22 protein-coding genes and 1 pseudogene are annotated in these 25,318 nt (G+C 64.0%); 12 read left to right on the top strand and 11 right to left on the bottom strand.

The window, feature by feature from the left end; all coding sequences use genetic code 11:
• Positions 1-66 precede the first annotated feature (66 nt).
• A complete protein-coding gene (locus tag AU381_RS18645) occupies positions 67-636 on the bottom strand; it encodes a hypothetical protein (protein WP_064243238.1) in 570 nt (189 codons plus the stop codon).
• A 1,102-nt stretch (positions 637-1,738) separates the two neighbouring features.
• On the opposite strand from AU381_RS18645, the gene AU381_RS18650 reads away from it, so the two are divergent.
• Positions 1,739-2,515 (top strand): helix-turn-helix transcriptional regulator, encoded by a 777-nt coding sequence (locus AU381_RS18650; protein WP_064243239.1) that lies wholly within the window; start codon positions 1,739-1,741, stop codon positions 2,513-2,515.
• Between the two features lie 241 nt (positions 2,516-2,756).
• Here AU381_RS18650 and hppD read toward each other — a convergent pair whose 3' ends face one another.
• Complete coding sequence (hppD, locus tag AU381_RS18655; protein WP_064243240.1) at positions 2,757-3,875, bottom strand: 4-hydroxyphenylpyruvate dioxygenase; 1,119 nt, start codon at positions 3,873-3,875, stop codon at positions 2,757-2,759.
• Between the two features lie 131 nt (positions 3,876-4,006).
• Between hppD and AU381_RS18660 the strand changes: the two genes are divergently transcribed.
• Entirely contained in the window at positions 4,007-4,486 is a 480-nt protein-coding gene (locus tag AU381_RS18660) for an Lrp/AsnC family transcriptional regulator (protein ID WP_064243241.1), read from the top strand.
• A 277-nt stretch (positions 4,487-4,763) separates the two neighbouring features.
• Here AU381_RS18660 and AU381_RS18665 read toward each other — a convergent pair whose 3' ends face one another.
• On the bottom strand, positions 4,764-5,234 hold the full coding sequence (locus AU381_RS18665; RefSeq protein WP_064243242.1) for a MarR family winged helix-turn-helix transcriptional regulator: 471 nt from the start codon (positions 5,232-5,234) through the stop codon (positions 4,764-4,766).
• An 82-nt stretch (positions 5,235-5,316) separates the two neighbouring features.
• On the opposite strand from AU381_RS18665, the gene hmgA reads away from it, so the two are divergent.
• The 5 genes from hmgA (at position 5,317) to AU381_RS18690 (ending at position 10,898) form a co-directional block, all read left to right on the top strand.
• Positions 5,317-6,678, top strand: a complete 1,362-nt coding sequence (hmgA, locus tag AU381_RS18670) for a homogentisate 1,2-dioxygenase (RefSeq protein ID WP_064243243.1) — start codon at positions 5,317-5,319, stop codon at positions 6,676-6,678.
• Positions 6,679-6,756: 78 nt separating this feature from the next.
• Complete coding sequence (locus AU381_RS18675; RefSeq protein ID WP_064243244.1) at positions 6,757-7,773, top strand: fumarylacetoacetate hydrolase family protein; 1,017 nt, start codon at positions 6,757-6,759, stop codon at positions 7,771-7,773.
• 20 nt (positions 7,774-7,793) lie between these two features.
• Complete coding sequence (gene maiA / locus AU381_RS18680) at positions 7,794-8,429, top strand: maleylacetoacetate isomerase (protein WP_064243245.1); 636 nt, start codon at positions 7,794-7,796, stop codon at positions 8,427-8,429.
• Positions 8,430-8,582: 153 nt separating this feature from the next.
• Positions 8,583-9,467, top strand: coding sequence for a formyltetrahydrofolate deformylase (gene purU, locus AU381_RS18685; protein WP_064243246.1), 885 nt, complete (start codon positions 8,583-8,585; stop codon positions 9,465-9,467).
• Between the two features lie 249 nt (positions 9,468-9,716).
• On the top strand, positions 9,717-10,898 hold the full coding sequence (locus tag AU381_RS18690) for an acetyl-CoA C-acyltransferase (RefSeq protein ID WP_064243454.1): 1,182 nt from the start codon (positions 9,717-9,719) through the stop codon (positions 10,896-10,898).
• A gap of 180 nt (positions 10,899-11,078) precedes the next feature.
• On the opposite strand, the gene lpdA is transcribed toward AU381_RS18690, so the two are convergent.
• The 5 genes and pseudogenes from lpdA to AU381_RS18715 all read right to left on the bottom strand — a co-directional run bounded on the left by lpdA (position 11,079) and on the right by AU381_RS18715 (position 17,693).
• Entirely contained in the window at positions 11,079-12,473 is a 1,395-nt protein-coding gene (gene lpdA / locus AU381_RS18695; protein ID WP_064243247.1) for a dihydrolipoyl dehydrogenase, read from the bottom strand.
• A gap of 7 nt (positions 12,474-12,480) precedes the next feature.
• Entirely contained in the window at positions 12,481-13,761 is a 1,281-nt protein-coding gene (locus AU381_RS18700) for a dihydrolipoamide acetyltransferase family protein (RefSeq protein WP_064243248.1), read from the bottom strand.
• A 3-nt stretch (positions 13,762-13,764) separates the two neighbouring features.
• Positions 13,765-14,778, bottom strand: coding sequence for an alpha-ketoacid dehydrogenase subunit beta (locus AU381_RS18705; protein ID WP_064243249.1), 1,014 nt, complete (start codon positions 14,776-14,778; stop codon positions 13,765-13,767).
• Between the two features lies 1 nt (position 14,779).
• Positions 14,780-16,012 (bottom strand): 3-methyl-2-oxobutanoate dehydrogenase (2-methylpropanoyl-transferring) subunit alpha, encoded by a 1,233-nt coding sequence (locus tag AU381_RS18710; RefSeq protein WP_064243250.1) that lies wholly within the window; start codon positions 16,010-16,012, stop codon positions 14,780-14,782.
• Between the two features lie 350 nt (positions 16,013-16,362).
• Positions 16,363-17,693: pseudogene (locus AU381_RS18715) on the bottom strand (NAD(P)/FAD-dependent oxidoreductase).
• Between the two features lie 251 nt (positions 17,694-17,944).
• On the opposite strand from AU381_RS18715, the gene AU381_RS18720 reads away from it, so the two are divergent.
• Both AU381_RS18720 and AU381_RS18725 read left to right on the top strand, forming a co-directional pair.
• The gene (locus AU381_RS18720; RefSeq protein WP_064243251.1) at positions 17,945-18,682 is read left to right on the top strand and encodes an SDR family oxidoreductase; all 738 of its coding nucleotides are present in this window, start codon (positions 17,945-17,947) and stop codon (positions 18,680-18,682) included.
• A 45-nt stretch (positions 18,683-18,727) separates the two neighbouring features.
• Positions 18,728-19,123, top strand: coding sequence for a winged helix-turn-helix domain-containing protein (locus AU381_RS18725; RefSeq protein WP_064243455.1), 396 nt, complete (start codon positions 18,728-18,730; stop codon positions 19,121-19,123).
• Positions 19,124-19,285: 162 nt separating this feature from the next.
• On the opposite strand, the gene modC is transcribed toward AU381_RS18725, so the two are convergent.
• From modC to modA, 3 genes are all read right to left on the bottom strand, one after another.
• The gene (gene modC / locus AU381_RS18730) at positions 19,286-20,353 is read right to left on the bottom strand and encodes a molybdenum ABC transporter ATP-binding protein (protein WP_064243252.1); all 1,068 of its coding nucleotides are present in this window, start codon (positions 20,351-20,353) and stop codon (positions 19,286-19,288) included.
• Entirely contained in the window at positions 20,350-21,042 is a 693-nt protein-coding gene (gene modB / locus AU381_RS18735) for a molybdate ABC transporter permease subunit (protein WP_162273440.1), read from the bottom strand. The genes modC and modB overlap by 4 nt, the downstream gene beginning before the upstream one ends.
• A gap of 91 nt (positions 21,043-21,133) precedes the next feature.
• On the bottom strand, positions 21,134-21,934 hold the full coding sequence (gene modA / locus AU381_RS18740; RefSeq protein ID WP_064243456.1) for a molybdate ABC transporter substrate-binding protein: 801 nt from the start codon (positions 21,932-21,934) through the stop codon (positions 21,134-21,136).
• A gap of 203 nt (positions 21,935-22,137) precedes the next feature.
• Here modA and ung point away from each other — a divergent pair, with 203 nt between their 5' ends.
• From ung to cobG, 3 genes are all read left to right on the top strand, one after another.
• A complete protein-coding gene (ung, locus tag AU381_RS18745) occupies positions 22,138-22,863 on the top strand; it encodes a uracil-DNA glycosylase (protein WP_064243254.1) in 726 nt (241 codons plus the stop codon).
• A gap of 189 nt (positions 22,864-23,052) precedes the next feature.
• A complete protein-coding gene (gene cobF / locus AU381_RS18750) occupies positions 23,053-23,823 on the top strand; it encodes a precorrin-6A synthase (deacetylating) (RefSeq protein WP_064243255.1) in 771 nt (256 codons plus the stop codon).
• Positions 23,824-23,951: 128 nt separating this feature from the next.
• Positions 23,952-25,316, top strand: a complete 1,365-nt coding sequence (gene cobG / locus AU381_RS18755) for a precorrin-3B synthase (protein ID WP_064243256.1) — start codon at positions 23,952-23,954, stop codon at positions 25,314-25,316.
• Positions 25,317-25,318: the final 2 nt, after the last annotated feature.

The following is a 25,318-nucleotide window of genomic DNA, read 5'->3' on the forward strand; positions in this document are numbered from 1 at the left end:
GGAGCGCCATCAGCCTGCTCCATCGCACCAACCGCCACGGCCGATGCATCCGACTCTTCATCAGTGTCAATCGATGTCGCTGTCCTGCCCGGCGGACGACGCGTGTATGTCGCTGCCTATGGCACCGACATTCGCGACGTTGCTGAGAAGGTTCGCACCCTGGACGATTTCGTAGCCTGCATCCGAGTGTGCGCCGATAGCCGTGGTTTCCGCAGAGGGGCGGGGGGCGAGATCGTTGTGGACCTTGAGATCCCAGTCGCAAGTGGCGTCGAGGCCGTGGTCCGTGCCTGCGCCGACCGCGTCAAGATTGGTGTCGCCATGGTTGTCGTTCATCCTGCTGGTATAGGCGCGGTCCTGATCTGCCAGGCTGTTCGCCTGCAAGACGTTGAAGCCGGCCTCGTTACCACCGTCGAAAGACCTACTCAGAACATGGTCGAGATTGAAGGTGAGGGAAAGGCGATCGTCGAGAGAGAAGGCAAGGTCACCAGCATCGGCATGAGGCGGTGCGCCGTCGCTGCCGTTTGTTCTCGTGGCGGTGCCCGCCGCCAATCCGTCGACGAGCGCACCAACCTTCAGCTCGTCGTCGGTGCTGAAGTTATCAGGGAGCCCAAGGTTTCGTGCTGAGGAATCGGGCATCACAACTTCCTCGAAAACTCTTTCGTAAGAGGGAGCCAGCACCGAAACCCTTCATCTTTTATAGGATTCTTAGGGCGCTGGCTCTCTTGTAATCAGATGAACCCGGTGATTCATCTTTGGGATTCCGATATTTTTCATTTCTTTCAATACAAGTCTTGGGCAGATGTTTCTCTGTCCTAAATTGCTAGGTCTTAAAAATACTCAGTCATACACTTTGTCATATGAACGCAATACAAATTCTTCCGAACCTAAGCAGTACATTGCCCGGAGACGCATAAAACTTATGCGACGTTGGCAGTGTGTTCTGGAATGCGCGCAAGCGATAGATACCAATTATGGTTAGTCTGGGTAGTCGCTTGGCGGATCGCAGTGAGGAGAGACGGGAGGTCGACAACAGGCGGGAAGTGATCTGACGGTGGATCGATGTGTTGCGGCCTCGGCCGTCCTGACGCCCCCGCGCAATCCGCCTCACCGTTATGGTTAAGGCGATGTTAACATTGCGAATCCGTCGCGGCCGCCACGACCTGCCGCGTTGCGTGCCATGCGTCCGATCGGCACCGACTTCCTTTTGTGCAGGCCTGGAACCGAAGGGGGGGCAGGCGCAGCGGGTGATGCCTGGGGCGGATTCCACCGGCACGGGGGGCGCGGACCGCCATTGCGGCAAGGGCTGCGATAACCCGTTGTTGGTATCGCGGTCCATCGGATCAGGCTAGAACGTACGGGGCCGCGATCTACATCTTGGCCTTGAATGTCGTCGCGACCCCGCCGTTTCCGCCCCAGCTCTCGGTCCGCCCGATACCCCTGAAAAGCAAAGGGTGGTCGAAGGACGTGAAAAATGCACGGCCGCTTTCCGGACTTGTCCAAGGCTTTGGGTGGATTGGCCCAAAATTGGTTCGTTTCTGACCGATCTAGACGGGGCTATGCGGCGAAACTAACCCGTTTGGGTGGTTTCGCATCCCCCATATTTACGATATGTTAGCCATTACGAATTTTTCACTCGTGGAGAATTCGTTTTTTATTCGAATAAATTTTTTAAACATTGGCGTTCTCCGAGAGGGGTCTCATACCCGCAAATATTCAGGGAATGCCCAAGGAGGGATAAATGTATCGCGAAAGCTCTACATTGAGCAATTTTGAAGACAATAATAAGGTTTTAGCAAAGAAAAGTAAGATCGTGATGCTCGCCAAGGCCGACCTGCTTGCCGAATGCCTGACGCAAGCGATCGGCACCCGCTTTCAAGGCCATGAGGTGGTGAGCCTTTCGGAAGGCGACAGCCTGCTCGATGGCAATCTCGTCGATGTCGCCCTGGTGATGCTCTACCGCATGCCGGCAAGCACTTTCCCGTCGATCATCAGAATGATCCATGAGTTCCACCCGAAGGCTTCGATCGGAATCGTGGTGGAGAATGCGGATGAACTCGATACCTCGATCGCCGGCTTCGTCGACGAGGGGCTGATCCACGGCGTGCTCCCCTTGAACCTGCATCTCGACGTCTGTCTGACCGCCATCGATCTCCTGATGAAGGGCGGCGAGCACTTTCCCGCAGCCTTGCTCAGGCGCTTGGCGCCGCGGGGGTTTGCAGGAGGCAGTTCCCCTGTTCAACGGCCATCGGTCGTCGAAGCCATCGACCCGGAGCGGCGGGGCGAGAGCGGCAGGGGTATGCTGACGACGCGCGAGATCCAAATTCTCGATCTGATCTGCATGGGCACGCAGAACAAGATCATCGCCGACCGGCTCGGGCTTTCGGAAAACACCGTCAAGGTGCATGTCCGCAATATTTACAAGAAGATGAACGTGCGCAACCGCACCGAAGCGGCGTCGCGCTATTTCCGGCACGAAGGCGATCTGGGCGCGCCTCGCGGGCGCTGGCCGAACTGACGACTGCATGTTTTGATTCAAGAATAAGAGCATGCAGCGAAACGAAGTGACTACGGCGTCCTTTGGGCGTCTGAAAAGACGCACGCCGCTGTAGGTGTTTTCAACAAAGCCGCGCGCCCGGAACGGCGCGCGGCTTTGACGCGACTCGAACGACGCGCTCTACTGCGTGTTTCCTTAAATCGGAGCCGATTCAAGTGCCACAGCGAGCTTTGTGCGTCTGATAAGACGCACGGCGCTGCAATTACTCGGCCGCAGCAGGAGGCTTGCCCAGAGCGCCGCGCCGGATCTGATCGGCCTCGATCGACTCGAACAGCGCCCGGAAATTGCCCTCACCGAAGCCTTCGTCTCCCTTGCGCTGGATGAATTCGAAGAAGATCGGCCCGATGACGGTTTTCGAGAAGATCTGCAGGAGGATCTTCGTCATGCCGCCGTTCACCACGCCCTCGCCGTCAATCAGGATGCCGTGCTTCTTCATCCGCTCGATCGGCTCTTCATGGCCGTGGACCCGCTCGTGCGACATCTCGTAGTAGGTGTCGGGCGGCCGGGGCATGAATTTGAGGCCGTTCTCGGCCAGCCTGTCGGTCGCGTCGTAGATCGTTTCGGTGCCGACGGCGATGTGCTGGATGCCTTCGCCCTTGTACTTCTTCAGGTATTCCTCGATCTGGCTGGTGTCGTCCTTCGACTCGTTCAAGGGAATGCGGATCTTGCCGCAGGGGGAGGTGATCGCCCGGCTCAGGAGCCCGGTGATGCGGCCGTCGATGTCGAAGAAATGGATCTGCTTGAAGTTGAACAGTTCGCGATAGAAGCCCCACCACTTGTCCATTTGACCGCGGTAGACATTGTGCGTCAGGTGGTCGAGATAGTAGAAGCCGACGCCCGCGGGTTTCGGATTGCGTTCATCGAGCCACGCGAACTCGGCGTCGTAGGCGGACCCTTTATCGCCGTAGGTCTCCACGAAGTAGAGAAGCGACCCGCCGATGCCGACGATCGCCGGCACGTCGAGGCTCTTGTCGCTGCCGGTATAGGGTTCGGCGCCCCTGGCGACCGCATGCTCGAAGGCATGCTTCGCATCGACGACCCGCCAAGCCATCGACGGGGCGCAGGGCCCGTGCCTGCCGACAAAGCGCATGGCATGCGAGCCGGGTTCGGCGTTCAGAATGTAGTTGATGTCGCCTTGCCGCCAAACGGTGATGTTCTTCGTCCGGTGTTTTGCCACTGGCGTGTAGCCCATGCGGCGGAACAATTCCTCAAGCTTCTCCGGCTCCGGATGGGCGAATTCGACGAACTCGAAGCCGTCGGTTCCGGCGGGGTTGTCCGCCGAGATCTTTGCGGGCGGGGCATCATGCGGGAACGGGCCCATCGAAACTCTCCTCTCGTGCCTCCGAACTTTGTTGAAGTATGGCGCAGATTCGATGCATGTTGCTTGTATTCTTGCGCGATTCAGCGAGGATCGTGCATGAATTGTGCGATGGATGGCGTGGGGGTGCATGAATGGAGCAGCTTGACGGATTCGACCTCAAGATCCTCGGCGAACTGCAGCGCGACGGGCATCTCACGAACAACGAACTGTCCGAGCGGATCGCACTCTCGCCGTCGCAGTGTTCGCGGCGCCGCTCGCGGCTCGAGGCGGAAGGCTTCATCACCGGCTATCAGGCACAGATCGATCGTCAGAAGCTCGGCCTCGATCTGATGGTGGTCATCTCGGTGACGCTCGCCACCCACAATCGTGACAATGCCAAGCGCTTCGCCAAGCTCGTCTCCGGCCTGCCGGAAGTGCTGGAAGCCTATGCGCTGACCGGCGAGATGGACTATCACCTGCGCGTCGTGACGCCGGACCTCGCCGGGCTGTCGCGCTTCGTCAACGATGTGCTGCTGCCGCATGACAGCGTCCAGCACGTGAAGACCTCGATCGTGCTGGAGACGCTCAAGAGTTTCGAAGGCCTGCCGATACCGGAGCGCGTAAAGGGGTAAGTTCGGGTTTGTTGCGAAGCTTATTGCAGTCGCCCAAAGGTGGGTAGCGGTGTTGGGACTACGACACGCACAAAAACAAAGACCTAAAGCGCATGGCATGAATACGATTGAATGCGACGCGCTTTAGAATTCCCCTCCCCACAAGGGGGAGGGGCTTGGCGTCCGTGGCGATCGCCTGTGATTCCAACAGCTTAGCGTCCGTTGCAAGGGGCACGATGGCCGGAGACGTTGCGGCACCGTAAGTCCCTCCCCCTTGTGGGGAGGGGTTGGGGAGGGGTCACGTCAAGGCCGCACTCCCGGATGCGCCCGCTTTCCTCATCGCCCGCTCGACTGCCTGCAGGCCGTTCGAGAGCGCCTCCACATTCTCCGCCCCAAGCATCGACAGCAACTCCGCCTGATAGCGGCTCGCGAGTCCCGTCAGCTCCCGGTAGGCTTGCTTGCCGGCGGGCGTCAGCGCAAGGTGCTCGACGCGACGGTCGCGGCCATCCTCCTCGCGCTTCAGCCAGCGGCGCTGCTCCAGGCCAAATACGGCGCGGCTCACCTTGGTCTTGTGCATCGACGAATGGGCGCCGATTTCGGTTGCCGTCATTGGCCGCTCCGAGCTGCCGAGCGCGGCGAGGGTTCGCCATTCGGGCCGGGTCAACTGATAACGCGCCTTGTATTGCGCGGCAAAGCGGAGCGCCACGAATTCCGCCGCCCGATTCAGCCGGTAGGGGAGGAAGGTTTCCAGTTCGAACACCTCGGTCAAACAGGCTCTCCGCCGTTGATAGTTACAAAATCAATAGTTACGCTTGCAACTAATATGCCATCCTGAAGAGGAGATGCAAGCGATGTTGGACACGGCGGAAAAGCGGCGCGAAGCAAACACGGCCGAGACGGAAACGCTCACCTATATGCCGGGCTTCGGCAATGATTTCGAGACCGAAAGCCTTCCCGGCGCCCTGCCCCAGGGGCAGAACAGCCCGCAGAAATGCAACTACGGTCTTTACGCCGAACAGCTCTCCGGCTCGCCCTTCACGGCGCCGCGCGGCACCAACGAGCGGTCCTGGCTCTACCGCATCCGGCCGAGCGTCCGCCACACCGGGCGCTTCAGGAAGATCGACTATCCGCACTGGAAGACGGCGCCGCATGTCGTCGAACATTCGCTGGCGCTCGGGCAATTGCGCTGGAGCCCCCTGCCGGTCCCGACCGGGGAACTGAACTTCCTCGAAGGCGTCCGCACCATGACCACGGCGGGCGATGTGCTGACCCAGGTCGGCATGGCGGCGCATGCCTATGTCTTCAATGCCGACATGGAGGACGACTATTTCTTCAATGCCGACGGAGAGCTGCTGATCGTGCCCGAAACCGGTGCGATTCGCGTCTTTACCGAACTCGGCAAGATGGACGTGGCGCCGTCGGAAATCTGTCTCGTGCCACGCGGCACGATGTTCAAGGTCAGCTGCCTCGGCGAGGAGAAGGCCTGGCGGGGCTATATCTGCGAGAATTACGGCGCGAAATTCACCTTGCCGGATCGCGGACCGATAGGCGCCAATTGCCTCGCCAACCCGCGCGACTTCAAGACGCCGGTCGCCGCCTTCGAGGACAAGGAGACGCCCTGCCGGGTGCAGGTGAAGTGGTGCGGTTCCTTCCATGTCGTCGAGATCGGCCACTCGCCGCTCGACGTTGTCGCCTGGCACGGCAACTACGCGCCCTACAAATACGACCTGAAGACCTTCTCGCCGGTCGGCGCCATCCTGTTCGACCATCCGGACCCATCGATCTTCACGGTGTTGACCGCGCCGTCGGGGGAGGAAGGCACCGCCAATATCGACTTCGTCCTCTTCCCGCCGCGCTGGCTGGTCGCCGAGCACACCTTCCGCCCGCCCTGGTACCACCGCAACATCATGAGCGAGTTCATGGGGCTGATCTACGGCCGCTATGATGCGAAGGAGGAGGGTTTCGTGCCGGGCGGCATGAGCCTGCACAACATGATGCTGGCACACGGGCCGGATTTCTCCGGCTTCGAGAAGGCCTCGAACGCCGAGTTGAAGCCGGTCAAGCTCGACAACACCATGGCTTTCATGTTCGAGACGCGTTTCCCGCAGCAGCTGACGACGTTTGCGGCCGAGCTCGAGACGCTGCAGGACGATTACATCGACTGCTGGTCCGGTCTCGACCGGAAATTCGACGGCACGCCCGGAATCAAGTGACTTTCGTCGAAGAACCGTGACATGCTGGCAAAGTCCGCATCGTCCGGCGCGGATCAACGACACATATCGGGAAACACCATGAAACTCGCGACGCTGAAAGACTCCACCCGCGACGGCAAGCTCGTCGTGGTCTCGAAAGACCTGACTCGTTGCTCCGAGGTGGGGCACATCGCCCGCACGCTGCAGGCGGCGCTCGACGATTGGGCGCATGCTGGGCCGCGGCTGGCGCGCGTCGCCGAAGGGATCGAGACCGGCTCCCAGCCGACCATGCGGTTCCATGAGCACGATGCCGCGTCGCCGCTGCCGCGCGCCTTCCAATGGGCCGACGGTTCCGCTTACGTCAATCACGTCGAACTGGTCAGAAGGGCGCGCAATGCCGATATGCCGGAGAGTTTCTGGACCGACCCTTTGATCTATCAGGGCGGCTCTGACAGTTTCCTCGGCCCGCGTGATCCGATCGTCACGGCCGACGAGGCCTGGGGCATCGACATGGAGGGCGAGGTGGCGGTGATCGTCGACGACGTGCCGATGGGCGCGACGGCCGGGGAGGCGCGTGAGGCGATCCGGCTCGTCATGCTCGTCAACGACGTATCTCTGCGCGGACTTGTTCCGGGCGAGCTCGCCAAGAGCTTCGGTTTCTACCAGTCGAAGCCGTCCTCCGCCTTCTCGCCCGTCGCCGTGACGCCCGATGAATTGGGCGGGGCCTGGGACGGCGGCAAATTGCACCTGCCGCTTCGCGTCGATCTTAACGGCAAGCCCTTCGGTCGCGCCAATGCCGGGATCGACATGACCTTCGACTTCCCGCAACTGATTGCGCACGCGGCCCGCACCCGGCCGCTCTCTGCCGGCACCATCATCGGTTCCGGCACGGTCTCGAACAAGCTCGGGGCGGGTCCGGGCAAGCCGGTTTCGGAAGGCGGTGTCGGCTATTCCTGCATCGCCGAGTTGCGCATGATCGAGACGATCGAGAGCGGCGCGCCGACAACGCCTTTCCTGAAATTCGGTGACGCCGTCAGGATCGAGATGAAGGACGCCGCCGGCCATTCGATCTTCGGCGCCATCGAGCAGAAGGTGCAGAGATACGAGCGCGCCTGAGGTGCGGTCGGGAGGATCCGATGAGTGAAACCGTTCTCTACGACTATTGGCGCTCGTCGGCGAGCTATCGCGTGCGGATCGCCCTCAATCTCATCGGTGAAAGCTACCGTTCCGTCCCCGTCGATCTTCTCGCCCGGGCGCATCGCGCGCCCGAGCATCTCGGCCGCAACCCGCAGGGACTGGTCCCGGTACTCGACATCGACGGCGAACGGTTCACCCAGTCGCTCGCCATCATCGAGTATCTCGCCGAGACGAGGCCGGAGAGCGGCCTTCTTCCGGGCGTTGCCGTCGGCCGCCAGCGGGTGCGTGCGCTTTCCCATGCGATTGCGATGGATATCCATCCCGTCTGCAATCTTGGCGTGGTCGCCCATGTGACGGCCGTCGCGGAGAACGGCGAGGCGGCGCGACGCGCGTGGATGCAGAAGTTCATCGGCGAGGGTCTTGCCGCCTTCGAACGGATGCTGGATCACCCCGCGACCGGAGCCTTCTGTCACGGCGAGGCGCCGACCATGGCGGATATCTGCCTCGTGCCGCAGGTCTACAATGCCCGCCGTTGGGAAGTCGATCTTTCCGCCTGTCCGCGCATCGTCGCCATCGAAGCGCGCTGTGCCGCGATCGACGCCTTCGCGCGGGCGCATCCCGACCGGTCGAAGTAGTCTCTCGCATCTACGTTTACGCACTCGGCCGTGGCCCGTTCGGTCCAGCCGATGTCGCGAATGGATCGGCGGGGCCGAGATCGTCACGCTAGTTTTCGCGTGACTGCCCGTGTAAGGGGGCGCGGAAACACCTCAAGAACGAGAGACCCATCGATGAAAAGCTATGTGCTGACCGTCACCTGCAAATCCACCCGCGGCATCGTTGCTGCCGTTACCGGCTATCTCGCGGAGAAGGGCTGTTACATCAGCGATAGCTCGCAATTCGACGATCTCGAAACGGGCCTCTTCTTCATGCGGCTCACCTTCATCAGCCAGGAAGGCGCGAAACTCGAGGAGCTGCGCGAAGGCTTCGCTCCGGTCATCAAGCGCTTCGACATGACGATGGAAATCCGTGATTCCGAAGAGCGCATGAAGGTGCTGCTGATGGTGTCGCGTTTCGGCCACTGCCTGAACGACCTGCTCTACCGCTGGAAGATCGGCGCCCTGCCGATCGACATCGTCGGCGTCGTCTCCAACCACTTCGACTACCAGAAGGTCGTCGTCAACCACGACATCCCCTTCCACTGCATCAAGGTGACGAAGGAGAACAAGCCGAAGGCGGAAGCCCAGCTCCTGGACTTCGTCGAGCAGACCGGCGCTGAACTGATCGTGCTGGCCCGCTACATGCAGGTGCTGTCGGACGCGCTCTGCAAGAAGATGTCGGGCCGGATCATCAACATCCACCACTCGTTCTTGCCGTCGTTCAAGGGCGCCAACCCCTACAAGCAGGCCTATGAGCGCGGCGTCAAGCTGATCGGCGCGACGGCGCATTACGTCACCGCCGACCTCGACGAAGGCCCGATCATCGAGCAGGACATCGCCCGCATCACCCATGCGCAATCCGCCGAGGATTACGTGTCGATCGGCCGCGACGTCGAAAGCCAGGTGCTGGCCCGTGCCGTCCACGCCCATATCCACCACCGCACCTTCATCAACGGCAACCGCGTCGTGGTGTTTCCGCCGAGCCCGGGGAGCTATGCGTCGGAACGGATGGGGTGACGACGGCGTTGCCTCGCCGTATTCGGCGGCTATAGTCTCTCATGACGTGACGAATCCACGTCCTGCGGCGAGATAACGGCGATTGCCCCTCACCCTAACCCTCTCCCCGCAGGCGGGGAGAGGGGACTTGGGCGGTGCCACTTGCCCCTTCTCCCCCCTGCGGGGAGAAGGTCGCGGCAGCGGGATGAGGGGCTGACACCGCTCATGCTGCTTGAGGAAGCCGGTCATCGGCCGCATGGGAGGACGAAGATGAGCAATCGCGACCCAGTGGTTATCGTTTCGGCGGCACGCACGCCGATGGGCGCCTTTCAGGGCGGTCTCAAGGATTTGACGGCGCCGGAACTCGGCGCCGTCGCGTTGAAAGCGGCGCTCGATCGCGCCGGCCTCGATGCGGTCGATGAAGTGCTGATGGGCAACGTACTGCCCGCCGGCCTTGGGCAGAACCCCGCCCGGCAGGCGGCGCTCGGCGCCGGCCTCGGGACGGAAACGCCGTCGACGACGGTCTCGAAGGTCTGCGGTTCGGGCATGAAGGCGCTGATGCTCGGCCATGACGCACTCATCTCCGGCAGCGCATCCGTCGTCGCCGTCGGCGGCATGGAGTCGATGACCAACGCCCCATACCTCCTGCCGAAGGCCCGCGGCGGCTTCCGGCTCGGCCATGGCGAGGTCAAGGACCACATGTTCCTCGACGGGCTGGAGGACGCCTATTCCGGGCGCCTAATGGGCACCTATGCCGAGGACACCGCCCAGCATTACCAATTTTCCCGCTCCGACCAGGATACTTTCGCGCTGCGCTCGTTGGAGCGGGCGCTGAAGGCGGCGGAGGACGGATCCTTCGCCGACGAGATCGTCGGCATCGTGGATGGCGGCAAACGCGGAACCGCCAATCTCGACCGGGACGAGCAGCCCTTGAAGGCCGATCCGGCGAAGATTCCGAAGCTGAAGCCGGCCTTCCGCGACGGCGGCAGCGTCACGGCGGCGAATTCCTCCTCGATCTCAGACGGCGCCGCGGCGCTGATCCTGATGCGCGCGAGCGAGGCGGAGAAGCGCGGACTGACGCCGCTGGCGATCGTTGCCGGCCATGCCGGCCATGCGCAGGAACCCGCCTGGTTCACGACGGCGCCGATCGGCGCGATCGACAAGCTCTTCGAAAAACTCGGCTGGGAAAAGGGAAGCGTCGGCCTCTACGAGATCAACGAGGCCTTCGCCGTCGTCGCCATGGCGGCGATCCGCGATCTCGGCCTTTCCGACGACATCGTCAACATCCACGGCGGCGCCTGTGCCCTCGGTCACCCGATCGGCGCCTCCGGCGCCCGCATCGTCGTCACTCTTCTCCATGCGATGCGGGCGAACGGCGTCAAACGCGGCATCGCCTCGCTCTGCATCGGCGGCGGCGAGGCGACGGCAGTGGGGTTGGAGTTGATGCAGTAGGTCCGAAAGAACCCCTCCCCAACCCCTCCCCACAAGGGGGAGGGGCTTCCCAGCCGCATCGTCTCCGCGTCGCTGGACCGTTGCAGAAACCTCGAGTTTCTTGAAAAGGGCGGTAAGGGCAGCGGCACTGTAGCCCCTCCCCCTTGTGGGGAGGGGTTGGGGAGGGGTCTTTTATGATCCTCAGATATGCAGCGCGTGCCCCAGCCCCTTCAACGCCGCCTCCTGGAACGCCTCCGATTGGGTCGGGTGCGCGTGGATCGTGCCGGCGATATCCTCCAGGCGGGCGCCCATCTCGATCGCCAGGGCGAAGGTGGCCGAAAGCTCCGAAACGTGGTGGCCGATCGCCTGGACGCCGAGCACGAGGTGGTTGTCGGCGCGCGCGACGATGCGTATGAAACCATCCTCGGCAAGCGTCGTCATGGCGCGGCCGTTCGCCTGGAAGGGGAACTGGCCGATCCTGATCTCGATGCCGGCCGCTCGCGCCTCCTCCGGCGAGTGGCCGGCGCTGACGATCTCCGGATCGGTGAAGCAGGCGGCCGGAATGCAGCGCTTGTCCCAGCTGCGCTTCTGGCCGGCGATGATTTCGGCGACCATTTCGCCTTGCGCCATCGCGCGATGGGCGAGCATCGGTTCGCCGGTGACGTCGCCGATCGCATAGACGCCGCGCATCGAGGTGCGGCACTGATCGTCGATGCGGATGAACCGGCCCGAGCGATCGAGATCGATCTCCTCCAGCCCCCAGCCCTCGACCACGGGCCGGCGGCCGACGGTGACGAGGACCTTTTCCGCCGGCACTTCGAAGGGGCGGCCGTTTTCTTCGGCAAGCAGGCCGCTTCGATCGGCCGTCAGGCGTTTGGCTGCAGTGCGGGTGAAGACTTCGATGCCCAGGTCGCCAAGCCGCTTCATCACCGGCCTCGACAGCTCGGCGTCATATTGCGGCAGGATGCGGTCCATCGCCTCGAGCACCGTCACCTTCGAGCCCAATTTTGCGAAGGCGGTGCCGAGTTCGAGGCCGATATAGCCGCCGCCGATGACGGCGAGCGTCTGCGGAACCTCTTTCAATGACAGCGCCTCGGTGGAGGAGATGACACTGTCGGCGAAAGGCAGGTCGGGGAGCTCGACCGGGGCCGAGCCGGTGGCGATGACGATCGCTTCGGCGCGAATGCGCTGGACGCCGGTTTCCGTTTCCACGTCCACCGTCTTGCCATCGACAAAGCGCGCCTCGCCGAGGACGGCCTTGACGCCGGCCTTCTTGAGGAGACCCGTCACGCCGCTGTTCAGACGGCCGACGATCCCGTCCTTCCAGGCGACCGTGCGCTTCAGATCGATCGCGGGGGCGTCGAGCGAAAGGCCGAGCGGGCTCCTGCCGGAGGCCGCCGCGCGAAGCTTGTGAAATTCCTCGGCCGCATGGATCAGCGCCTTGGACGGGATGCAGCCGACATTAAGACAGGTGCCGCCCGCCTTCTCCTTCTCGACAATTACGGTGTTGACGCCGAGCTGTCCGGCCCGGATGGCGCAGACATAGCCGCCGGGGCCGGCGCCGAGCACCAGGAGCTTGCAGGAGATTTCCTTCATCGTTGCCTCACCCCTCGACGAAAATCAGCGCCGGCGTTTCGAGCAGCGTCTTCAGGCGCTGCACGAAGGTGGCGGCATCCCAGCCGTCGACGACGCGGTGATCGAAGCTCGACGACAGATTCATGATCTTGCGCGGCACGAACTGCGTCCCGTCCCAGACCGGCCGGATGGCGATCTTGTTGACGCCGACGATCGCCACCTCCGGGTGATTGATGACCGGCGTCGAGGCGATGCCGCCGAGCGCGCCGAGCGAAGAGATGGTGATCGTCGAGCCGATCAGCTCGTCGCGCGTCGCGGTGCCGGTGCGGGCCGCCTCGGCCAATCGGTTCAATTCCGCAGCGCAATCCCAGATCCGCCGTGCTTCCGCATGGCGAACGACCGGCACGGTCAGGCCGGCGGGCGTCTGGGTGGCGATGCCGATATGGACGGCGGCGTGGCGGTGGATGATGCCGGCATGATCGTCGAAGATGGCGTTGACGCCCGGCTGTTCGGCGACGGTCCTGACGAGCGCCCGCATCAGGAAGGGGAGGACCGTCAGCTTCGGCTGGTCGGGCTTGCGGTCGCGGTTCATCGTCGCCCGCAAATCCTCGAGCGCCGTCACGTCCACCTCCTCCACATAGGTGATATGGGGGATGCGCGAGGTCGAGAGCGACATTTTCTCGGCGATCCGCCGTCTCAATCCGGCGATCTTCACCTCCTCCACCGCTGTCTTGCGGACGAGGCCGATCTGGGCCGGCAGCGGTTCGGCGCCGCGGCTGGTGAAGAGATCGAGATCCTCATGGGTGATGCGCCCGGCAGGTCCCGTGCCGGTCACTTGCCTGAGGTCGACGCCGCTCTCTTTGGCGCGCAGCCGCACCGCCGGCGAAGCCAGCGGCTTCATCGCGATCTCCGGTGCCTCGCGGGGCGCCGGTGCCGGCCGGGGCTCGGCCTTCTCAGGTTTGGGCGGCGCCTTGGCTGTCGGCGGGGCGGAGACGGCGACGGGCTCCTCCAGCACGGCTTCGGCGAGCGCCTCCGGGACACTGTCCGGGGCCGGCTCGCCATCTGCGCCGGCGGTTTCGATCCTGACCAGCGGCGCCTTCACCGCGACCGTGTCGCCGATTTCGGCGCCGAGCCAGAGCACCTTGCCGGACACCGGCGAGGGAATTTCGACTGTCGCCTTGTCGGTCATCACGGCGGCGAGCACCATGTCTTCGCGGACAGGATCGCCTGGCTTGACGTGCCATTCGACGAGCTCGGCCTCGGCGACCCCTTCGCCGACATCCGGCATCTTGAGGATGAATTCGCCCATCCCTTACGCCTCCATCGCTTCGGTAAGCGCGCGGCCGACGCGCGCCGGACCCGGGAAATAGTCCCATTCCTGGGCATGCGGATAGGGCGTATCCCAGCCGGTCACCCGAATGACCGGGGCTTCCAGCTGGTAGAAGCAGTGCTCCTGAACGAGAGCGACGAGCTCGCCCCCGAAGCCCGAGGTCAGCGTCGCCTCATGCACGACGACGCAGCGGCCGGTCTTTCCGACCGACTGCACGATCGTTTCGAGGTCGAGCGGCAGGAGGCTGCGCAGATCGATGATTTCCGCGTCGATGCCGGTTTCCTCGGCGGCCGCGAGCGCCACATGCACCATGGTTCCATAGGCGATCACGGTCACCGCCGAACCCTTGCGGCGTATCTCCGCCTTGCCGATCGGGATCGCATAGTGCCCCTCCGGCACGTCGCCGAGCTCGTGCTTCGACCACGGGGTCACCGGGCGCTCGTGATGGCCGTCGAAAGGGCCGTTGTAGAGCCGCTTCGGCTCCAGGAACATCACCGGGTCCGGATCCTCGATCGCCGAGATCAGCAGCCCCTTGGCGTCATAGGGGTTCGACGGCACGATGACCTTCAGGCCGCAGACATGGGTGAACAGCGCTTCCGGGCTCTGGCTGTGGGTCTGGCCGCCGAAGATGCCGCCGCCGGTCGGCATGCGCACCACGATCGGACAGGTGAAGTCGCCGTTCGAGCGGTAGCGGATGCGGGCCGCCTCCTGGGTGAGCTGGTCATAGGCCGGATACATGTAGTCGGCGAACTGGATTTCGACGCAGGGCTTCAGTCCATAGGCTGCCATGCCGATGGCGGTGCCGACGATGCCGGATTCGCTGATCGGCGCGTCGAAACAGCGGGTCTTGCCGTATTTCGCCTGCAGTCCCTGGGTGCAGCGGAAGACGCCGCCGAAATAGCCGACATCCTCGCCGAAGACGACGACATCCTCGTCGCGCCCCATCGAGACGTCCATGGCGCTGCGCACCGCTTCGATCATTGTCATTCTGGCCATCTCAGTACCCTGCCTTCTGCCGCTGGCGGCGGATATGCGGCGGCATCTCGGCATAGACGCCCTCGAAAATGTCGCGCACCGACGGCCTGCCGCCGGCATGCAGCGTCCCGTGGCTCTCGGCTTCCTTCTGCGCCTGGATGACCTGGTCCATGATCTCCGCCTCGGCCTGGGCGTGGCGCTCCTCCGACCAGGCGCCGCGCACGATCAGGTGCTTCTTCAGCCTGAGCACCGGATCGCCGAGCGGCCAGGCCTCCGATTCCGTCTTCGGCCGGTAGGCGCTCGGATCGTCGGAGGTCGAATGGGCGCCGACGCGATAGGTCACGTATTCGATCAGCGTCGGACCGAGATTGCGCCGCGCCCGCTCGGCCGCCCAGCGGGCGACCGCGTAGACGGCGAGATAGTCGTTGCCGTCGACGCGCAGCGCCGGAATGCCGAAGCCGAGGCCGCGGGCCGCGAAGGTGCCGGAGCCGCCGCGGGCGATGCCCTGGAAGGTGGAGATCGCCCACTGGTTGTTGACGATGTTGAGGATGACCGGCGCCTTATAGGTGGAGGCGAAGACCAGCGCCGAATGGAAATCCGATTCGGCCGTCGAACCGTCGCCGATCCAGCCGGCGGCGATCCTTGTGTCGTTCTTGATGGCCGAGGCCATCGCCCAGCCGACCGCCTGGACATATTGCGTGGCGAGATTGCCGGAAATGGTGAAGAAGCCGTGCTCCTTGGAGGTGTACATGACCGGCAACTGCCGCCCGTGGCAGGGATCCAGCTCGTTCGAGAAGATCTGGTTCATCATGTCGACCATCGGATAGTCGTCGGCGATCAGCAGCCCCGCCTGGCGATAGGTCGGAAAATTCATGTCGCCCTTGCGAAGCGCTCTTCTGAAGGCGCAGCTCACTGCCTCCTCGCCAAGATGCTGCATGTAGAAGGATGTCTTGCCCTGACGCTGGGCCATCAGCATGCGGGCGTCGAAGGCCCTGAGCAGCATCATGTGCCGAAGACCGGTCAGCAATTCCTCGTCCGAGAGGAGCCCGGCCCAGGCACCGACAGCCTCGCCCTCGCGGTTCAGCACCCGGATGATCGAGTAGGCAAGATCGCGGATCGCTTCCGGTTCCACGTCGACCTCCGGCCGCGGCACGGAACCAGCCTTCGGAATCTTGACATTGGAGAAATCGGGCTGATCGCCCGGCCGGACGGCCGGTTCGGGGACATGCAGACTGAGGCGGCTGAATTCATCCATGCGGGTTCCGGCCTCCCTTCCGGATTGCGCATCGCACACTTGTCAACCGCTGAGCGAATGGTCTCGCGGTCGTGCGACGTCGATGACCATCGGAAATTGCCCGGGGCGCCTCTACGCCTCGGGCCGTGCAGGTCCTCGACAACCCTCATTCTCCCAAAGGGTTACAGCCACAGACTGCCACGAGTTCGGGGTTTGATGAAGGATTTTCGGCGGTCGGACGGGCGTCCGGACGAAGAAAGACAGATTCGTGCCGGTGCCTGCGCCGGACAGATCGCGGAGCCGTGACGGTGCCCCGGCGGCGCGTAATTTTCTTGCGCAATCGGCCTGAGGCAGTGGACTGAAAACCGCGCTTAGACGGGCGGTGCTATCTCGATCGGCGTGCCGTCCGAGAATCGCGACAGGCGAAATTCGGTGGGATCGACGAGCGGCCTGTCACCCGTGACAAGGTCGGCCACGAGATGTCCGGCACCAGGCCCGATACCGAAGCCGTGGCCGGAGAAGCCGGTAGCGATCAGGAGGCCAGGCACAGCTTCCGCATGGGAAATGACCGGCACCGCATCGGGCGTGACATCGATCAGCCCGGCCCAGATCTGCACCGGTCCGACCTGCCGCAGCGCCGGCAGCGCGCGTCTTGCTGCTTCAAGGGCGGCCAGAACGGAGCGGGGGTCCGGTTTCGGATCGAGGATACGCTGCCGCTCGAAGGCACCCGGGCGGTCGAGCGGAACGGGCGTGATCTCGAACAGTTCGCGCCAGCTCTGGGCACTGAGGCCCACCTGGACCGAGTCCGGGTCGGCCTTCCGCACCGGCCGGAAGTCGCGAAAAAAAGCCAGCTGTCGGGGACGAGCGGATGCAGGTTCACACCGGCGGTGGCGATCGTATAGCCGCCGTCGAGGCGCTCCCGATAGGCATAGCTTCCCGTTGCGCCGGCGCCGTCCGGCCCACCGTCGACCGGCGCGGTCCTGAGCACCGTGTTGCGCACCTTCAGTTGCGGGAGGCGGATGCCGAGCCCCTTGCAGAAGAGGCGCGACCAGGCGCCGCCGGCGAGCACCACCGTCGCCGTTTCGATGCGGCCGTTCTCGGTGACGACGGCGCTCAACCGCCCACCGCTTTTTTCGATGCCGCGCACGGCGCAACCGGTGACGATCGTCGCACCGGCGCGGCGCGCGCCGGCCGCGATCGCCGGAACCGCCTTCTGCGGCTCGGCCCGGCCGTCGCTCGGTGTATAAAGCGCCCCCTTGTAGCGGATTGCGGCGCCGGCCATCACCGCCTGGGTCTCCTCCGCACCGATCTGCCGACTATCGACACCATGCGGTTTGGCAAGCGCCAGCCAGGCATCGCGGTTGGCGATATCCTGCTCGGTCTCGGAGACATAGAGGATGCCGCTGCGGCGAAATCCGGTCTCGCCGCCGACGCGGGCATCGAGCGTGTCCCAGATATTCAGCGAGGCCATCGCCAGCGGGATCTCGCGGCGATCGCGGCCCATGACCCGCACCCAGCCCCAGTTGCGGCTCGATTGCTCGCCGGCAAGCACGCCTTTTTCGCAGAGCACGACACGGACGCCGCGCTCGGCCAGAAAAAGCGCCGTGCTGACGCCGATGATACCGCCCCCGACGATGACGACATCCGCTTTGCGCGGCAGCGATGGGTCGGTGGTGACGAGATCGAGGGCGGGGCCGGGCATCGCGTTTCTCGCAGAAGGGCGGGGGCAGTCATTTATCGCTGCATTTTTCGGCCGCCGGGATCAAGCCAGCACGAGACCGCTCCGGCCCGTCATGCACAGCTCTATCGTCGTGCAGGTGATCTGTCTTTTTCCGATAAAAATACGATCTACCTGCTTGACAGGCCGGCAGGCTTCGATGTCTGTTGAGAACGAGTGCGGGGCCGCAGAGCAGGCGAACGCCAACAAATCATACCGGATCGATGAGGCAGAAAATGAGCGGACTTCTTGCAGGCAAGCGTGCTGTGATCACGGCCGCAGCACAGGGTATCGGCCGCGCGGCGGCCGAGGCGTTCAGCCGGGAAGGGGCGTCTGTCGTCGCGACCGACATCAACGAGGAGAAGCTCGCCGAACTGGCAGCCGTTGGCATGGAGGTGGCAAAGCTCGACGTCTTGAGCGAAGCGGCAATCGCCGAGTTTGGGGCGCGCACCGGTGCGGTCGACGTCCTTTTCAACTGCGCCGGGTTCGTCCATGCCGGTACGATCCTGGAAGCGAGCGAGAAGGACTATGATTTCGCCTTCGACCTCAACGTCAAATCGATGTTCCGGATGATCCGCGCCTTCCTGCCGGGCATGCTCGAAAGGGGCGGCGGCTCGATCATCAACATGTCGTCGGTCGCAGGCGTGCCGATGGGCGTGCCGAACCGCTTCGCCTACTCCGCCAGCAAGGCGGCTGTCATCGGCCTCACCAAGTCGGTGGCGATCGATTACATCGGCAAAGGCATTCGCTGCAATGCGATTGCTCCGGGCACCGTGCAATCGCCATCGCTCGAGGAGCGAATGCGGGCGCAGGGCAATTACGAGGAGGCGCGCGCCGCCTTCATCGCCCGCCAGCCGATGGGCCGGCTCGGCACGCCGGAGGAAATCGCCGCGCTCGCCGTCTACCTCGCCAGCGACGTCTCGGCCTATACAACCGGCCATGTGCATGTCGTCGATGGCGGCATGAGCCTCTGAGCGAAGGTCTTTCCGACATCCGCTTGCGCCTCTATGTTCAGGTGCATGCCCAAAGCCGACACCAAGCTTCGTCCCGTCCTGCGCATCGACTTCCCGCCCGAGGATCGCCTCGGGCGCGGCAAGATCCTGCTGCTTGAGCTGATCCGCGAAACCGGGTCGATCTCGGCGGCCGGTCGCGCCATGGACATGTCCTACCGGCGCGCCTGGCTGCTGGTCGATGCGCTCAATCGCATGTTCAGTGAGCCTGCGGTCGAGTCGCAGCGCGGCGGCAGGCAGGGCGGCGGCGCCGCGCTCACCGCTTTCGGGGAGGCGCTGATCGAGCGCTTTCGGACGATGGAGGAAAAGGCCCGCGCCGCGATCTCCGACGACCTCGGCTGGCTCGAGGCGGCCCGTGCAGATGTCACCCCTCGCCAACCCCTCCCCACAAGGGGGAGGGGCTAAGAGCGTGCGGCGATGGCCCGCGCTATTTCCGACCCTTGTGCCTGATGAAAAGGATCAAGATGGCGCGAGCCGGGAGCGGCGGGTTAAGTCCCTCCCCCTTGTGGGGAGGGGTTGGGGAGGGGCAAGTCCCTCAAGGGTGATGCCGTGCGATTTCATCCCGATCTAATAATCCAGCGCCACGGTCTTGATGATCGCGTGAACGGGCTTGCCCGGCTCGAGTCCGAGCACCTCGCAGGAGAGGCCGGTGATGCGGGCGACGATGATGTTGCCGCCGCAATCGATGCGCACGTCGACGCTGCCTTCCTGGGCCTTCGAAAGATCGACGATCGTTCCCGGAAGAATGTTGAGGGCGCTGATCCCTTCCGGCTTCGCGGTGGCGAGCATTACGTCGCGCCCGGCAATGTAGAGGCGGAGCCGCTGGCCCGGCGCCGTCACCAGATGCGGTATGCGGATCAGGCATTCGCCGGCACGCACCACCGTCAGGTTGTGGTCGGCATCGTGGCCGTCGACCACGCCCTCGACCAACGATCCTGCCTCCCGCCGCTCGAGCGCGGCCGCCGGCCGGCTGAGAATGGCGGCGGCCGCGCCGGACGCCTTGACCCGGCCGTTATCGATCACCACCACGCGCTCCGCCAGCCGAGCCACCTCCGCGACGGAATGGCTGACATAGACGATCGGGATCTTCGTCTCGTCGCGAAGCCGCTCCAGATAGGGAAGGATCTCCGCCTTTCTCGCCTCATCGAGCGCGGCGAGCGGTTCGTCCATAAGGAGCAGCCGCGGTGCGGCAAGCAGCGCCCGGCCGACGGCGACGCGCTGGCGCTCGCCGCCCGAGAGTGTCGAGGGGCGCCGCTCGAGCAGATCGCCGATGCCGAGCATATCGACGACCTTGGCGAATTCGGAGGCGGATTTTCCCGCTGCGGCGAACCAGCGCCCATAGGCGAGGTTCTTGCGGACGCTCAAATGGGGAAAGAGCCGGGCCTCCTGGAAGACGTAGCCGAAGCGGCGGCGGTGGACGGGGGTGAAGAGCCGCTTTTCGCTGTCGGCGATCACGTCTCCGTCGAGCACGACGCGGCCGGCATCGGGCCTCAGAAGCCCGGCGACGATGTTGATCAACGAGGTCTTGCCAGAGCCGGATCGGCCGAAAAGCGCCGTCACGCCGCCCTCCGAGCGGAACGCGGCGTCGATCTCGAAGGAGCCGATCCGGTGACGCGTTTCGACCTCGAGGCTCATGCGGCGACCGTCCGTCGCGCGGCGGCTGCGGCGAGAAACTCAGACAGCATCAGCGCCGCCATCGAGATAACGATCGAAATGAGAGCGAGGCGCATGGCGCCCGCGTCGCCGCCGGGAACCTGGGTGAAGCTGTAGATCGCCGCCGAAAGCGTCTGCGTTTCGCCCGGGATGTTGGAGACGAAGGTGATCGTCGCGCCGAACTCGCCCATCGCCTTGGCGAAGGAAAGGATCATGCCGGCGACGATTCCGGGCAGAATCAGCGGTAGGGTCACGGTCAGGAACACCCAGGCAGGACTTGCTCCGAGCGTCGCGGCGGCATCCTCGAGCTTGCGGTCGACCGCTTCGATCGACAGCCGGATGCTGCGGACCATCAGCGGAAAGCCCATCACGGCGCAGGCGAGTGCCGCGCCCGTCCAGCGAAAGGAAAAGACAAGCCCGAAGTTCTCGGCGAGAAAAGCGCCGATTGGCCCGCGCCGCCCAAACAGGATGAGCAGCACGAAGCCGGTAACCACCGGTGGCAGGATAAGCGGCATGTGGACGAGGCCGTTCAGGATCGACCTGCCCCAGAAGCGACCGCGTGCCAATGCCATGGCGGCGAGAAGTGCAACCGGCAGGCTCGAAAGCATCGCGACAGTCGCCACCCGCAGGCTCAACCGAACGGCCGTCCACTCCGCGTCGCTGAGCGCCATCCAGTCCAAGTTCTTGCTCCCGCATTTACAGCGTCGCTCGGACTAAGCGAACGACGCGAACACGTTGTGCCCGCTCGACGGCCGGCGGCGCCTATTCGAGGGCGATGAAGCCTTGTGCCTCGAAAAGCGCCGCGGCCTTGGGCGACTTGACGAATTCGAGATAGGCGGTCGCGTCCGGGTTCTTGCTGTCTGTGATGATCGCGATCGGGTAGATGATCGGCGGATGGCTGTCCTCGGGGAAGGTCCCGACCACCTTCACGCCCGGATCGGCGGCCGCGTCGGTCCGGTAGACGATGCCATAAGGTGCTTCGCCGCGCGAAACGAGAAGCAGGGCGGCGCGTACGCTTTCGGCGCCTGCGACCTTCTCGGCGACCGTCGCCCATATGCCGAGTTTCTCGAGTGCCGCCTTGCCGTATTTGCCGGCGGGAACGGAGTCGACAGCACCCATCGCCAGGCGCCCGTCGCCGATGAGGCTGGCGAGGTCCAGGCCCGGCTTGACCTCGACAGGACCGGCATCCGCCTTGGCGGAAACGAGGACGATGCGGTTGCCGAGCAGGTTGGAGCGGGTGCCGGCCTTGATCAGCTTCTTGTCGGCAAGGTGGTCCATCCAGGCGAGATCGGCCGAGATGAAAATATCGGCCGGGGCGCCTTGTTCGATCTGCTTTGCAAGCGCCGAGCTGGCGGCGTAGGAGGCGGTCGTCTCCTTGCCGGTTTCCTCTTTCCAGTTGGCGTTGATCGCGTCGAGCGCGTTTTTCAGGCTTGCCGCAGCGAATACCGTTACCTTTTCCGCGGCTTTAGCCGGCGCGAAAGCCATGCCAGCCAAAGCCACGCCGAGCGCCAGCGTCAGGCCCGAAAGCCCTAAACGCTTCAGCCACTCCCTCCGTCCTTTCATCACGCCTGCCTCCATCTCTCTCGTGATATCTTTCAGAATATAACGGTTCCTTGTCTTGGTTAGCGCTATATCCAAAGAAATACAATGCTCTGCAAGAGGGGTAATCAAAGCGGTGAATGAAAGCGGCAGACCCGGCGCGGGTGCTTGCGACGATCGCGCAAGGGTCTAAATTTCCGGAGCGGAACGAAGCGAGGTAAATATCCATGGATGCGACGATCAGGCTGGAGGAAAGCTGGAAGACCGTTCTGACGCCGGAGTTCCGTCATGCCTACATGGCCGATCTCAAGCGCTTTCTCCGGGACGAGAAGCATCAGGGCAGGCAGATCTTTCCGAAAGGCAGCGAGTATTTCCGGGCGCTCGATCTGACGCCGCTCGACAAGGTCCGGGTCGTGATCCTCGGCCAGGATCCCTATCACGGCGACGGCCAGGCGCACGGGCTTTGCTTCAGCGTGCAGCCGGGCGTGCGCACGCCGCCGTCGCTTGTCAACATCTACAAGGAACTTCGCGACGACCTCGGCATTCCGCCGGCCCGGCACGGCTTCCTCGAAAGCTGGGCTCGCCAGGGGGTGCTGCTCCTGAACAGCGTGCTGACGGTCGAACGGGGCCGGGCGGCCTCGCATCAGGGCAAGGGCTGGGAACGCTTTACTGATGCGGTTATCCGCGTCGTCAACGAACAGCCGCAGCCGGTCGTCTTCATGCTCTGGGGCTCCTATGCGCAGAAGAAGGCGGCCTTCGTCGACCGTTCCCGGCATCTGGTTCTGACCGCGCCGCATCCGTCGCCGCTCTCGGCGCATTCCGGCTTCCTCGGCTGCAAGCATTTCTCGAAAGCCAATGCCTTCCTGCAGTCGACCGGGCTCGATCCGATCGATTGGCGGCTGCCGGACGATCCGCCTCTCGCCGTCGACCGGCAGGCCGCGGCGCCCTGCTGACGCCGTCGTCGCGCCTCCTGTCGTCATTGGACCTTGCGCCGCCGGTCCCGATTCGCCAAAGACTGGCGTCTAATGCGCGTCGCACTCAAACATGCGACGCGCTTTAGGGATTTGTTTTGTGCATGTCGGTGCCCCAAAACCGCTGCACACTTTTGGGCGACATGCACTGCGCGTAGCGGGAGAGACGGCATGCGACATATCCTCGTCATCGGTATCGGAGCGGGCAACCCCGAACACATCACGGTTCAGGCGATCAATGCGCTGAACCGGGCCGACGTGCTGTTCATCCCGACCAAGGGAGCAAAGAAGACAGAGCTTGCCGAGGTGCGCCGGGATATCTGTAGCCGCTACGTGAGGAGCAGCGACAGCCGGACCGTCGAATTTGCCGTGCCGGTCCGCCGCACCGAGGGGCGCAGCTACGTTGAAAGCGTCGATGACTGGCATGCCGGCATTTCCGAGACTTACGAGGCGATGCTCGAGGACGAGCTTGCGGAGGGAAAGACCGGCGCCTTCCTGGTCTGGGGCGATCCGATGCTCTACGACAGCACGATCCGCATCGTCGAAAGGGTTCGCGCACGGGGCCGCGTAGCGTTCGACTTCGAGGTGATCCCCGGCATCACCAGCCTCCAGGCTCTCTGCGCCAGCCATCGCATCCCGCTCAACCTCGTCGGCAAGCCCGTGGAGATCACCACCGGCCGCCGGCTTGCCGAGAACTTTCCGCACAACAGCGAGACCTCGGTCGTGATGCTCGACGGTGAGCAGGCCTTCCAGAAGATCGACGATCCGGAGGCGGAAATCTATTGGGGCGCCTATCTCGGCACGCCGGACGAGATCGTCATCTCCGGGCGCCTCGCCGACGTAAGGGAAGAAATCCTGAGGGCGAGGGCCGAGGCGCGCGAGCGGATGGGCTGGATCATGGACATCTATCTTCTGCGCAAGGGCGCGGATTTCGACGAGTAAGCGCACAAATCCGCAGGCGACGACTTGGCCAGGCTTTGATCTCTCTCAAGGAAGGCGGCTGTGATATAGGCTCTATCACGGATACCAAGTGTGAGGCCGCAAATGCTGCCCAAGGAAAATGGAAGTCGATGACGAGCTGCGCTGCGCCTAAGCCTCAGAAGGAGACCGGCACATCGATGCGCCGCGGCACCTGTCCGTCGCTCGCAGCGCCGATGCAGACGGGAGACGGTCTGCTCGTGCGGCTGCGTCCGGCGGCCGATGGTTTGACGCCCGCCGAGCTGAGAGCGCTGGCCGAAGCGGCCGCCGCCGTCGGCAATGGCATCATCGAGGTGACCGCCCGGGGGAACCTTCAGATCCGCGGCCTGACTGCATCCAGCGTTCCGGCCCTTGCAGCCGCGATCGGAGAGGCGGGAATTGCCGTTGCCGAGGGGGTCGCTATCGAAACACCGCCGCTTGCCGGAGTTGATCCCAGCGAAATCGCCGACCCTCGGCCCTTGGCCACGGCCTTGCGCGCCGCGATTGCCGATCGGCGTCCGGCGCTGACGCTCGCGCCGAAACTGTCGATCGTTATTGATGGGCGTGGCCGCTTTCACCTGCGGGATGTTGCGGCCGACCTGCGTGTTGAAGCGTTGAACAGCGAGGATGGTCTACGCTGGCTGTTGTCGCTCGGCGGCACGGCGCGTCCGGAACGGCCCGTTGTGCTGCTGGAGACGGAACGGGTTGTCCCCGCGGTGATGGAACTTCTCGCGGAACTCGATGCCCTAGGCGCGGCCGCGCGCGGCCGCGACCTCGATGCGGATCGCATCCGGCAGCGCTTGTCGGCCGATCGCGATGCGCTGCCGACGGCCGGCGGGGGCTCGCCCTTCTTGCCGGCGGGCATTCACGATTTCGGCGATGGGCGCATCGTGCTCGGTATCGCTCTTGCTTTTGCACAGACCGACAGTGCCGATCTCATTGCCTTTCTGCACCGCGCCGAGGAACTTGGCGCGACGGAAATTCGCTTGGCGCCGCGCCATGGCATCCTTGTCCTCGGCCTGTCGAGCGCGGCGGCCGCTATCGCGCAGCGGCTCGCACTTTCCCAAGGCTTCCTGGTCGCCCCCGACGATCCGCGCAATCATATCGCGACCTGCGCCGGCCTTGCCTGCGCATCGGCGCTGATGGACACCAAGGCGGCGGCCAGATCATTGGTCGAAGTCGGCGCCGACCTCCTCGACGGCTCGCTCGCAGTCCATCTCTCGGGCTGCGCCAAGGGATGCGCCAGGCCCAGCGCTTCTCCCCTGACGCTTGTCGGTGCGCCATCAGGATATGCGCTTGTCGTAAATGGCACTGCTTCCGTCGCGCCGAGCGCCTACAGGGAGGAACACGGAATAAGAAACGCGCTGGCCGGCCTCAACGCGCTGGTGCGGGAGAACAAAGACGCTGGCGAATCGGCGCGCGCCTGTCTTACACGGCTCGGGACCGCGCGCATCGTCGCCGCGTTTGAACAGGGATAGAC

Source organism: Sinorhizobium glycinis (assembly GCF_001651865.1).
Classification (GTDB): domain Bacteria; phylum Pseudomonadota; class Alphaproteobacteria; order Rhizobiales; family Rhizobiaceae; genus Sinorhizobium; species Sinorhizobium glycinis.

Coding starts and splice junctions, on each gene's coding strand:
- AU381_RS18725 (WP_064243455.1), top strand. CDS start 18,728: ATGCCCAAAGCCGACACCAAGCTTCGTCCCGTCCTGCGCATCGACTTC.
- AU381_RS18720 (WP_064243251.1), top strand. CDS start 17,945: ATGAGCGGACTTCTTGCAGGCAAGCGTGCTGTGATCACGGCCGCAGCA.
- ung (WP_064243254.1), top strand. CDS start 22,138: ATGGATGCGACGATCAGGCTGGAGGAAAGCTGGAAGACCGTTCTGACG.
- AU381_RS18675 (WP_064243244.1), top strand. CDS start 6,757: ATGAAACTCGCGACGCTGAAAGACTCCACCCGCGACGGCAAGCTCGTC.
- modA (WP_064243456.1), bottom strand. CDS start 21,934: ATGAAAGGACGGAGGGAGTGGCTGAAGCGTTTAGGGCTTTCGGGCCTG.
- hmgA (WP_064243243.1), top strand. CDS start 5,317: ATGTTGGACACGGCGGAAAAGCGGCGCGAAGCAAACACGGCCGAGACG.
- AU381_RS18660 (WP_064243241.1), top strand. CDS start 4,007: ATGGAGCAGCTTGACGGATTCGACCTCAAGATCCTCGGCGAACTGCAG.
- maiA (WP_064243245.1), top strand. CDS start 7,794: ATGAGTGAAACCGTTCTCTACGACTATTGGCGCTCGTCGGCGAGCTAT.
- AU381_RS18645 (WP_064243238.1), bottom strand. CDS start 636: ATGCCCGATTCCTCAGCACGAAACCTTGGGCTCCCTGATAACTTCAGC.
- lpdA (WP_064243247.1), bottom strand. CDS start 12,473: ATGAAGGAAATCTCCTGCAAGCTCCTGGTGCTCGGCGCCGGCCCCGGC.
- AU381_RS18650 (WP_064243239.1), top strand. CDS start 1,739: ATGTATCGCGAAAGCTCTACATTGAGCAATTTTGAAGACAATAATAAG.
- AU381_RS18690 (WP_064243454.1), top strand. CDS start 9,717: ATGAGCAATCGCGACCCAGTGGTTATCGTTTCGGCGGCACGCACGCCG.
- hppD (WP_064243240.1), bottom strand. CDS start 3,875: ATGGGCCCGTTCCCGCATGATGCCCCGCCCGCAAAGATCTCGGCGGAC.
- cobF (WP_064243255.1), top strand. CDS start 23,053: ATGCGACATATCCTCGTCATCGGTATCGGAGCGGGCAACCCCGAACAC.
- AU381_RS18710 (WP_064243250.1), bottom strand. CDS start 16,012: ATGGATGAATTCAGCCGCCTCAGTCTGCATGTCCCCGAACCGGCCGTC.
- modC (WP_064243252.1), bottom strand. CDS start 20,353: ATGAGCCTCGAGGTCGAAACGCGTCACCGGATCGGCTCCTTCGAGATC.
- AU381_RS18705 (WP_064243249.1), bottom strand. CDS start 14,778: ATGGCCAGAATGACAATGATCGAAGCGGTGCGCAGCGCCATGGACGTC.
- cobG (WP_064243256.1), top strand. CDS start 23,952: ATGACGAGCTGCGCTGCGCCTAAGCCTCAGAAGGAGACCGGCACATCG.
- AU381_RS18700 (WP_064243248.1), bottom strand. CDS start 13,761: ATGGGCGAATTCATCCTCAAGATGCCGGATGTCGGCGAAGGGGTCGCC.
- purU (WP_064243246.1), top strand. CDS start 8,583: ATGAAAAGCTATGTGCTGACCGTCACCTGCAAATCCACCCGCGGCATC.
- modB (WP_162273440.1), bottom strand. CDS start 21,042: ATGGCGCTCAGCGACGCGGAGTGGACGGCCGTTCGGTTGAGCCTGCGG.